Source organism: Paenibacillus oryzisoli, from assembly GCF_001653565.1.
In the GTDB taxonomy this organism is placed as follows: Bacteria; Bacillota; Bacilli; order Paenibacillales; family NBRC-103111; genus Paenibacillus_E; species Paenibacillus_E oryzisoli.
On record NZ_LYPB01000063.1, the window covers coordinates 86,946 to 98,325 of the forward strand.

Sequence of the window (11,380 nt, forward strand, 5' to 3'; positions counted from 1 at the left end):
CCTCCTTTTCTTACCGTTTCCATTCAAAGGTTGGCTTCATCGTAGCATGGGAGAATAGAGCTGTACAGCAAGATCTAACGAAGATACACCACTTGCCTGCCGGGATCCGGCAGGCAAGTGGGCGTGTTATTTTCTTCTTAATTCTGCAGTCCTAAGGCTGGATTCCTGGATTCACGACATTAACAGAAGTTGTTACCGTCGGCATCACTTGCTTAAGTCCACTAGGATATTCTGCTGTCGAATTAATTGCAGTGAAATCTGTACTACCCACAGTAGCATCATTCTTTACAGTAAAGCGGAGCTTCAATAGGCTCACGTCTTCGTTCATGAGTTGGGCATTGTTAAGGCTTGTTAGAAGTGTTATTTGGCCGTCTTGGCTTGTTGTTTGCGTTGCCGTCACTGCGTTCGACGCTGGTTCCAAGCTAGTATACGTATAACGGCTTGCATCGTACGTAATCGTGAGTCTGGCTTTGGAAATGGCATCTGCTTTCGTGATGCCGACACTTAAGTCGAGTGTGTCACCCTGCATGACAGATGCTCCATAGGTCGCAAGCGTGACGGAAGCTTCCGATGCCAAGCCCCATTGAACCGATCTGAATTTACTTGGATCTTTGGACGAACCAATACCGGAACCCCACTCCATATATCCTTTTCGGCCAGCTCCGTCGTTGTCATTGACCAGTAGTGAGAGACTCATACCGTTGCTTCCTGGCTCTTTCACTGGTGAGATCTCCGACCAGGGAAGGGCCAGTTCATAGACAGTCCGTTTGCCTGTTTCATCCCGTACTATAGTCAGTTCTCCACTTCCCGTCCTATCACCGGTGGGAAAGCCATTCGGCGCAATCCAGCGGTAGATTTGCGGACCGGAGTCCGTTTGCGAAATACCGTACTCGAACCATTGCGTACTCTCACCTGGTAATCCTGGTGCGATTGCGAATTGGATATTATCATTTTGCCAAATGTTCTGACCAGATGCTGGGTAGGCAAACACGTTGTCCGTCACCTGCGCAGATATATACAAATTAACCTGATCATAATTAAGCCAAACTTTCCCACTCAGATCATTCACGCCCGTGTACCCGGTCATTAGTACCACTCCATTCGCGAGATCGGCTGTGGGAGATGCGCCAGGCGCATCAATGACACCATCTACGATACTCACGGCGGCTGGAATGACATTTAAATCGAGTTTCCCTTGGTACTTGTACGGCTCTCTGCCAGCCATCGTAACCTTTACGTCTGTTGCATACGAAACGCCTAATTCCGTACCCTCGCCGAGCTGGATATTGTACGTTTGGGAAGTGTTAGGTGCAAGTGTCAGATTCAACTCAGCAATCCCTGATTGTCCCCCAAATTGCCAGTCAATTCGGTTAAACTCAGCAGTATGCGTAATGGAACGGTTGCTCAATTCGAACTTAAGTGATTTCTGCCCTGACTTCGGATCAACGTAAGGAAAGAATGCGGCTTGACTCGCATAAACCGTCTGAATATGTCCTTCAATCTTACCAAACTTCACGCCGCCCGCTTCTAAATATCCGGTTACCTTGCGATTACCAATCTGATTGGATCCGGGAATCGTAAAGGGCACACCCACATTTTGCCCTGGAGAAGCTTGCACGGAAGTACTAACTCCCTCCATAGAGAACGTTGCGGAGAGCGCCGAACTCCCTCCGTACTGAACATTCAGCATCATCGAAACGGGGTTTCCTAAGATCCCATCAACTTCGGTCAGTTGAAAATCAGCCCCCTCACTAATCCCAGACATATCCCCTTTGATATAAAGCGGCTCGCCTGTAATCGTCACATATACGTAGCCCTGATAAGGAACATACGTCTCCGTATTCCCCATCATATTCGTCACTTCCAGTGGGCCGTCCGCTGCAATTGCTACAAGTGTGTCGCGAATCGCCCAAACGACGCGGGTTTTGGCCTGATCTTGTTTGAAAAGATAACTGTACAGATTCGAGCCTGTCGAGTCTTTACTATCGAACTGCCATCCTGTCAGTTGTCGCGTCATGGCAGCATAAGCTGCATAAGCCGGCTTTGGTGTGTACGCACCTAGCGGGTCTTTCAAGTTATGAATCATGCCGAAGTTATGCTCATTGTTAGCTGTTTCAATTCCGTCGTTCATCAAATCATACATATATATTTTCTCGATTCCTGACGCTAGCTGAAGCACATAGCCCCTGACGAGATAGTCAGCTTCTTGCTTCTCTGTATTCCCACCTTCCTGCGTCGACCAGCCGAATTCTGTCGAATAAATCGGAATTAATTGTCCATTGTTATATTTGCGTATCAAGGTTTTCAAACCCTCAAGCTGTTGAACCATAACTTCTGGCGGGCTTGGTTGCGTATACGGATGGATAGAAATGGCATCCAGATACTGCAAACCGCCAAGTTTGAAAAATTCCTCAAACCAGTCTAGAGGGACATACGCCGATGCAGGTCCCACAATCGTTACGTTTGGATACACAGGCTTGATCGTTTCATACGTTTTCTTCAGCATTAAGTAGTAGTACTCCGGCTTAGAATCAGCAGGTCCGCTACCTCGGTCGCCATAGCCAGCCAGATTGTATTCGTTCCAAACTTCCATCCAAGGCGTTTGCGATCCGTATTGCGCAATCGTTTCCAGCGAATAATTGGCAAATGCCGTACGCCCTTCGTCCGTATACGGTGTGCTGTTCTGGTCATAGAGCGGATTGTTCAGTCCGAGCGCGCCAATCATCTGAACTTGATTCTGGCCAAGACGAGTCATTTTATCCCGATAGTCTTGATTGAATTGATATTGACCCGGAACTGATTCAACCGTCCCCCAGTAAAATCCATCTCGAACCGACTTTGCACCAGCTTCGCGGGCTAAATCAGCCAAGAGCGGCGACCAGCCAATGAGTAGGCTCGACAGATGTGTATTCACACCGAATGGTGAGTCCTGCACTTGCAACCAATCATACGGAGTCAACACGGCAAAGGTTGTTTTGAGCTCAACAGGCGTACGTCCCGGTGATTCTAAGGTTGTTCGGAGCACAAAGTACCCCTTTTGTGTCATTGGGAAACTGAGCATCGCCTCCGTGCCAGAATTGGACATGACGCCTTCCTTTACTAACTTTCCATTGAGGTCACTAACCTGCCACACCAGCGTTTGACGGTCAGTCACGAATTTGAAGCGAGCATTTTCGTTATCAAGGAACACATTGCCAAGCTTTTGCTGTTCCAGCCGCACCGCACCAGTCCTCGTGGTTCGGTAAGGCCCATCCACGCTGATTTTACTTGCAGCGTTGACAGCCTCGACCTTGAATGTATATTTCGTATTCATGGTTAGGCCAGTTACAGGATAGCTGAAGGTTTGACCGTCAACGGTACCGATAAGCTTGCCCTCTTGATAGATGTTATAGCCCGTAATGCTGGTACTATCCTGCGCTGCCGTCCAACTCAGCGTAACGGCTGTCTCATCCCCGCTCGAATCTGTAGTCAGTATGCTTGACGTAGGCCAAGTCGGAGCAGCCACATCAGGCACCTTCTTATCAATTAGAAGATAAGGCTTATTGGCCGTACTCTCCTTGCTCTTGATACGAACAAGCAGCCCCTTCGCTACATCTTCGAGCAGAACGAAATTGGCTGAATGACCGCTTGCGATCTGTGTACGCACATAAGAAGTGACATCTAGGGAGTACCATTGATACTCTTGATTGGACGAATGCATAGAGGCTGTCTGCAGATAGTCATAAGGAGTAGGCCGGTAAGTGTTCCACGTTACCGTATTTTCCTGCCAACTTTCATCCAGCGATCCATACAGCTTCAGATCGATATCCGTTCCTGTTGGATCTGTAACTGCTCCATAGATATAAAGCTTAGCAGAACCAATTGGTTGATTGGAAACCGATTCAAGATTGAACTTCAGATAAGACTCCCGGGTAAATTCCGCCGTATCTTTCTTCACTTGCAATTCGGAAGCGGTTGCAAAATTGTTGTTCGCATCCGTACCACCTCTTACATAGACGTCTGCTGAGGGAGTCAAGCTCGTATCATCTGACAGACGTTCAAACTTAACAGCATCCCCACGTAGCTTAGTGTTTGTCGTTCCACGGCTCAGCTTGACGAAACCAGCTGAACCTGAATCGAAGTGATACGTTCCCAGTACTTGCCAACCGTTCGAACCGGTCGTCCAGTTCAAATATTGCGTATCCGTTCCCGTTGCATGAACGATCTCGGCCTTTGCACTTGGATCGGTACCCACGTCTCGAATACTGTAGATGGAGACAGTATAGTCACCGCTGACGGTAAGCGTTGGCGTCCATTTCGCATAAGCGCCCATGTTCCAAAATTCGCTTGTATAGCGGGTTGTAGTACCGTTATAACCCACATAACCGGAATCCGCCCAAGCTCCAACTGAGGACTCGACATAGCCGGGATCCCCATTGTCGACTAGGACTGTTTCGACGACTCGTGCGGATGCCTTTTGAGCGAACATACTGAAGAGAAACAATGCAGTAAGACATAGTGCGTACAACCAAATCTTCTTATTAATAGGCTTGAAGCTCCCTAACATGAGTGATTCCCCCTTATGGGTTGCTAATTTCATTTCAATTCAAGTAAGCGGCCGACAATCATTCTCCATTTACAATTTCGTTCTCCTCTCCTTTGTATCAACATCAGCTCGGTTATCTCACCACACCGGAATCGCTCGCGCTCCTCCTTTCGGTACCTAATCAAACTCAATATAGCACTGTGCTCAAAAGGCAAGTAGGGTGAAAACTTATCGCTTTGCATAACAAAACTTAGTCCTCTCTGTAGTTGCCACCAGTTAACTGACTGACTAACATTCTCCAGGTTGGTGACAAATAGGCTATGAAATGCAAGAAGCCAGCAAACTCAAGAGTTCGCTGGCTAAAACTTATATTCAGACGGCCAAACGCCAGTTTCTTTTTTGAATAGTTTACTAAAATATAAAGCGTCCTGGTAACCGATAAGCACAGCAATGTCTTTCATTAATAATTTGGGTTGGGCTTCCATAAGTTCCTTAGCACGCTTAATTCTTAAGGTGACTAAGTATTTGGCAGGACTCATACCTTTGTAACTAGCAAATAATTTACTCAGATAAGAGGGAACAAGACCAAATTTTTCGGATAACATTTGATGATTAATCGGTTCCGTCAAATTCATAAGCAAGAATTCATCCAGCCTTTCCATCAATTGCGTGGATTGATCGCTTTCTACCTCATTTAGTTCTTTCATTGAAAAAGCAACTTTATAAACAATGCTTAAATATTTATACAATTGATCATAGCTATTCGCATTCAAAACGGCTTGATTTAAATCGAATTCGAAAAAATGAGAAAAGTACTGCGAAGGATTTTCCAACGATCGCTGGCATAAGGCTGCAATCTGTTGCAAGATTTTTTCAACTTCATATTGACGCGGCTTCAGAATCTTCCATTGCTCAATGATACTACACAATACGTCTAAGAATTGTTCAAACTGGTTGTGATTCAAAGCGAATAGCATCTTCTTTTCTGTAAACGTATCTACTTTAGGCATTTCATGGGTTGTATCGACGGGTTGTGACAACGTAAAAATTTGCGAAACGCCTATTGAAATACTCCTGTAAAGCCTTGCTCGCAACATGTGTGCTTTCGTGTTGATTTCCTCCATTGTGACGTGTGAAGAAATCCCGATCGTGATTGGAGATTCAACCTCTATTTGCCATCGATGTAACAACTCTTCCGCGAAGACAGCCATCTTGGTTGATTCATGTTCTACCGAGTTGACATAGATGATAATCTTCTCAGAATCGCTTTTGCCGTCAAGCACCCAGAATTTCCGATTATCATCCAACCCTTCTCGGCAAGCTCCAACTAAATCAAAGCGGGTCCAAATTTCCGTTACCGGACTATAATCTTCCAATGAAAAGCTTGGAAATGACCCTGCGCACAGCAGCATCAATCCGTAGGTATCCTTCTCAGGGAAGTAGGGACGCCACTTCCTCACCGAACCATCGTGGTTTAGTATTTCTTCCATGTACTTATCCATCATCGCTTTGCTCTGGTTTTCTATCTGTTCCGCGATTTTCGAGAGCACCTTCTGCAATTCATGCAGCGAGAGAGGTTTCAGCAAGTAGTCAAACACGTTCATATTCATCGCTTTTTTTGCGTATTCAAATTCTTGATAACCGCTAATGATCACAGGAACGATTGTTGGATACAGGTGCCTTAGCTGGGAAATGAGGCTGATCCCGTCCATCACAGGCATACGAATGTCTGTAAAAACAACATCAACCTCGATGTTCGGCAGCAGTGAAAGTGCCTCTTCCCCATTAAATGCTGTGGCAACCACCTTGAATAGCGGGTTCATCATCTCAATTCCAAACTTAATACTTTGTAGAATTGGCATTTCGTCCTCAACCACTAAAACCCGGATCATGCTGCAGACCTCCTATTGTAATGATCGATCCATGCGGTTCATTGGTCTCAACTTTAAAAACCATGTGTTCACCATACAAGAGCTTAAGTCGAACGATTGCATGGTGCAGTCCAAGCCCTCCGAGCTTCAAATCCAACAAACCAGCGGACATATTATCGGTGAATTGCTCCGTCTTTCGGATGAAATTCTGAAGTGCCTCTGGATGGAATCCACTCCCGTTATCTTTCACTTGCATATACCAATGACTTGTATCCAGCCAAATACTCACTTCAATATGCCACGGCGGCGCAATCGTAATAAACGCATGCTGGAAACAATTCTCGATCAGCGGCTGAAGCATAAGCTTAGGTATGGAAATCGATAGCGCCTCTTCTTCTATGTCCACGTGGTAGGTGAAATGATCCTGATAACGTTCTTTCATAAGCTCCAAATAATGCCCGGCATACGTTGCTTCATCTTGTATCGTAACTTCTTTTTCTTGGAATGTCGTAATGTAACGCAGCATGTTAGAGAGCTTGTAGCACATATCCATAATCTTCAGGACTCCTGCTTCCATCCCTGCAGCACTAATAACAGACAAGACATTATAGAGAAAATGGGGATTCATCTGTGATTGCAACGCTCTAAATTGTGCATTTAATTCATGTGAGCGCGATTCCACGACCAGATCCATGGATTTCTTTAAACGATCGAACATTTGATCAAACGCCCGATTCAATTGAACAATTTCATTACTATTATGGTCATTAACAAGATCTACGGATAAATTATGCATGCTCACTTTTTTAATCGAAGCAGACAATTGCTTAAGCGGTCTTGTTAATTGATTCGTAATCAAATAAATAATTAATAAGGTAATAACTATGAGCGCAATTCCGATTAGGATTAACGTTTTTCGTAGAATCTGAATGCCTGGCAGTAAGGATCCTGACTTGTCCACTAACATGACGGTCCAACCAGAGTAGGTTGATAGGGAGGCTGCCGCTATTTCATTCTTCACATTAGAATTCCCTTCAGCCATGCTGGTAATTGACAATTCAATCTGCTTGGGATCCCCCTTTCCGTAAATAATGTCACGGTTTTCATCGTACACATAGACCTTCAATTGAGGAAGGGTCGAGAATTGCAGGATACTCTCTAGTTTCGAATACGGCTGTTGAATTTCCAACATGCCATAAGAATCATAGACATCCCTGATTTCCCGATAAATTGAAATGATGTCCATATTCGTCTGCTCGGACCAATAGTCGTGATGTAATGGAGAGATAATACGATTGCCTTCTTTGCTTAATAATGCTTTATACTCATTTGCGAATTCGGAAGAGGACATTCTGCCAGCTATCTTTTTTTCATCGACCAGCTTCGTACCATAATTAATATAATCACCTTTGGCATTAAAAAGGCTGAAGCGCATGGCTGTTAAATTGGGGCCATTTATCGAAGCAAGCATATCCATCACATTATGACTATCTTCCAAATGTTGATCAAAATAATTGTTTTTCACTGAATTATCGGCGTGGTACGCATTGATAAATGCACTCTGAATGACCTTATTCGTAACGGTTTGCAGGGCAAGATGGTCAAGTTCGCTTAAAAAGCCATCCAATTGTTCAGATGTTTTCACGGCTAGCTGGCTGAGGTTATCTCGCGCATTTTGTTCAAGACTTTGTGCCATATAATAATAAAAGAAGCTAAAAGCAAGGACGATTATTGTGAGCACCACAACAGAATAATTAATAAAAAATTTCGTTTGCAATCGTAATGAACGCAATAACAACCCTCCCTTTTCACTTCCTATTATATAAGTTTAAGTCATGTTAACCTTTCACAGCTCCTGAAGTCATACCGGTCACAATATATTTCTGGCCAAGCAGAAATATAATGACAATGGGAATAACCGTGATCATCAAATTAGCAAATACTAAATTCCATTTACCCGCATATTGTCCAAAGAAATTATAAACAGTAAGTGGTAATGTCCATTTGGCAGCCGTATTAAAAAAGTACAATGGAATCATAAATTCATTCCAAATTGACATCGTCGTAATGATGATATTCGTAACCAGCACTGGCTGCAGTAGAGGTAGAATAATTCGGAAAAACATACGGTAAGGCCCACATCCATCAACAATCCCGGCTTCGTCTAGTTCCCTAGGAACTGATTTAATAAAACCTGTGAAAATAAATACACTATACGAAATATTAATCGCGATATAGATAAAAATAACACTTGCATAAGTGCCAGACAACCTCAATATTTGCATCAAACCTATCGTTGGTACGACTGAAAATGGTGCAATCATTCCGAGAATAATAAGAATAAAAAGAAATTGGGTGTACCGACTGTTTTTTCTCGCAATTGTAAACGAACACATGGCTGCAAAAATAACAGTTAAACAAACCCCAAAGAACGTGATAATCATACTATTTTTGAAGGCTCTACCCATTCCCCCATTATTAAAAACGGTCACATAATTATCAAAATGCCATTGACTTGGTAGATCCAAATTAAAATACTGTGCTTCCGCAGGACTTTTCAGTGACCCCAAAACCATAATGGCAATAGGAATTAAGATTGCCAAACTCGCAAGCAGTAAGACAAGTTCTAAGCTATATCGTTGTATGCGTCCTAATCCCACTAATAATCCACCTCTTTTCGCTTCAGATACGTGATGACAAGCAAAGTAATAATCGCAATAAGTATGAATAGTATCATTCCCATCGCACTCGATCTACCGTATAGTCCATTAGAAAAAGCTCGATACACCTGCGTATTTAAGACTTCCGTACCTGATCGTCCGTTTGTCAGTACATACACTTGTTCAAACACTTTAAAGCCACCGATTAAATTCAACGTAATATTAATCGTAATTGCCGGCATCAAGAGTGGCCATGTGATATGGCGAAATTGTTGAAATCGTGACGCTCCATCTATGTTGGATGCCTCATAATATTCTTTGGAAATAGCCTGCAAGCCCGCGAGAAAGATCATCATACAAAATCCACTCCACTTCCAAACCTCCAAGCTCATTACAATGGAAAATGCCGTTCGTTTATCTCCAAGCCAATTAATAGCTACATTGTTCAAACCTATGAACTGAAGAAGATGATTGAATAAGCCATCCATACTGAAAATAGCAGAAAACAATAAACCAACTACGGTAACACTGATCACTGCAGGAATATAATAGACCGCCCTTAAAAAATTGCGCGTAATCATCTGTTGATTTAATCCAAGTGCAAGTAAGAGCCCTAGGAATATTTTGAAAAATGTAGTAACAATCGCGAACAACATGGTGTTGTACAATGACACGTTAAAGTCCGAATCCTGAAATAAATATTTGAAATTGTCTATCCCGATGAACTTAATCGCTCCCCAATTGGTGAGATTCTCCGATCCCCAGTTGGTAAATGCGAAACCTAAGCCAATAACACTTGGGAAAATAAAGAATAGACCATAGAATAAAACCGTGAAGTAGGTAAATGAATTTGGGTAAAATCGATTCATGCTTCCCATACTAACCGCTCCTAGCGTATTTATTAGCAAAGGTCTTGTCAGATGAACAAGACCTTTGCCTGATTATCTATGTTGTTTGTTTAGAAACCGGGCTGTGCTTTTTGCTTCATGTAATCCGCATACTTCTTATCCCAAGCACTAATGACTTGGTCCGGTGTTTTCCCACCTTGGACGGTCATATCTACATACATTTGCCATAGGTCTGGGAATATAGGGGAAACAAAGGCCATTGGATCGTTAACTTGCGCGATATATTTATTCGTCGTGATATACTTGTCTACTAAAGCTTTCACAGCAGGGTGAACATTTCCCCCATTCACATCTTTAAAGCCAGGTGAGCCTGGATTTTCCGCATAGTACATATTCATATACGCTGGTTGCGAAATTAAATTCAAGACACGCTTGGCTGCTTCGACATTTTTGGAATCTTTCGGAATAAAGAAGCCCTGTACAAATGCACCTGTCCCCATAACTTGTTTATCTCCGAAAGGAACAATAAATGCACCGATATTGTCCGATGCCATATTATTTTTCGTTAATAAGTCACCCACAGTCCATTCGCCATTATAGAGCATCGCTGTCTTTCCTGTAGCCAATGCATCTTTCGCATTATCAAACGTTGCTGTCATATGATCCTTATTCACGTAACCTTTAGTGTACAAATCAGTGAAATTCGTCAATATCGTTTTAAATTCAGGAATGTCCGCCCATTTCATTTTGTTCGTTAAGAGTTTGTCCCAGGTTGATTGTGCCTTGTCGCCTAACAGAACAGGAAGACCAATCGTCATGAAAATCTGTGTTGTCCATGAGTCTTTATCCGACATATAAATCGGCGTAATCCCATTGCCTTTTGTTTTAATCGTTTCTAATAACGTTAGAAATTCTGTATAAGTTTGCGGCTCGCTTAGGCCCAAATCTTTGAACACCTTTTTATTGTAATAGGCAGCGGAATAGAAACTGGAAGACTCAACAGGCATCGCGTAAATCTTACCGTCTGCCTTCAGTAAATTAGGGTTAGCCAGTCGTGATACCCAGGGCTCATTGCTGAGATCGACCATATTCTTCGGGGCATCGACCGTCACATATTCCGAAGGTGCATTGTTCATTAAGATGTCTGGTACTTCTTTGGTTGCAATTTTTGTTTTGACCAAATTGTAGTATTGATCATCCGGCACAATTTGGATATCTAACGTAATTTTTTCTTCATCTTTTAATTTTTGGGCTATTTTCTTATAAGCCTCTTTGTATTTTGCCTGAGAAGTCAATAAAGATACCGTGACCTCTTTCTTCTCAGCTGGCTTTGCACTTTCTGCGGCTTTCGTTGCGGCCGGTGCGGCACTTGCTGTCGTTGTCGTTTCCGCATTTGAACCACACGCCGTTGAGATCACCATCATGCAACCAACCAATGCGAGTAATCCTGCTTGTTTGCTCTTCTGTACGTTCATC

General features: G+C 43.3%; 6 protein-coding genes. All 6 read right to left on the reverse strand.

Features of this window, described 5'->3' with window-relative positions:
- Positions 1-151: 151 nt before the first annotated feature.
- Positions 152-4,546 (reverse strand): CBM96 family carbohydrate-binding protein, encoded by a 4,395-nt coding sequence (locus A8708_RS13605; RefSeq protein ID WP_068664210.1) that lies wholly within the window; start codon positions 4,544-4,546, stop codon positions 152-154.
- Between the two features lie 338 nt (positions 4,547-4,884).
- On the reverse strand, positions 4,885-6,417 hold the full coding sequence (locus A8708_RS13610) for a response regulator transcription factor (RefSeq protein WP_068664212.1): 1,533 nt from the start codon (positions 6,415-6,417) through the stop codon (positions 4,885-4,887).
- A complete protein-coding gene (locus A8708_RS13615; protein ID WP_068664214.1) occupies positions 6,395-8,188 on the reverse strand; it encodes a sensor histidine kinase in 1,794 nt (597 codons plus the stop codon). The genes A8708_RS13610 and A8708_RS13615 overlap by 23 nt, the downstream gene beginning before the upstream one ends.
- A 46-nt stretch (positions 8,189-8,234) precedes the next feature.
- Positions 8,235-9,056, reverse strand: a complete 822-nt coding sequence (locus A8708_RS13620) for a carbohydrate ABC transporter permease (protein ID WP_068664216.1) — start codon at positions 9,054-9,056, stop codon at positions 8,235-8,237.
- Positions 9,056-9,934, reverse strand: coding sequence for a carbohydrate ABC transporter permease (locus A8708_RS13625; RefSeq protein ID WP_068664218.1), 879 nt, complete (start codon positions 9,932-9,934; stop codon positions 9,056-9,058). The genes A8708_RS13620 and A8708_RS13625 overlap by 1 nt, the downstream gene beginning before the upstream one ends.
- Positions 9,935-10,014: 80 nt before the next feature.
- Positions 10,015-11,379, reverse strand: coding sequence for an ABC transporter substrate-binding protein (locus tag A8708_RS13630; RefSeq protein WP_068664220.1), 1,365 nt, complete (start codon positions 11,377-11,379; stop codon positions 10,015-10,017).
- Position 11,380 lies beyond the last annotated feature (1 nt).

Coding starts and splice junctions, on each gene's coding strand:
- A8708_RS13605 (WP_068664210.1), bottom strand. CDS start 4,546: ATGTTAGGGAGCTTCAAGCCTATTAATAAGAAGATTTGGTTGTACGCA.
- A8708_RS13610 (WP_068664212.1), bottom strand. CDS start 6,417: ATGATCCGGGTTTTAGTGGTTGAGGACGAAATGCCAATTCTACAAAGT.
- A8708_RS13625 (WP_068664218.1), bottom strand. CDS start 9,934: ATGGGAAGCATGAATCGATTTTACCCAAATTCATTTACCTACTTCACG.
- A8708_RS13630 (WP_068664220.1), bottom strand. CDS start 11,379: ATGAACGTACAGAAGAGCAAACAAGCAGGATTACTCGCATTGGTTGGT.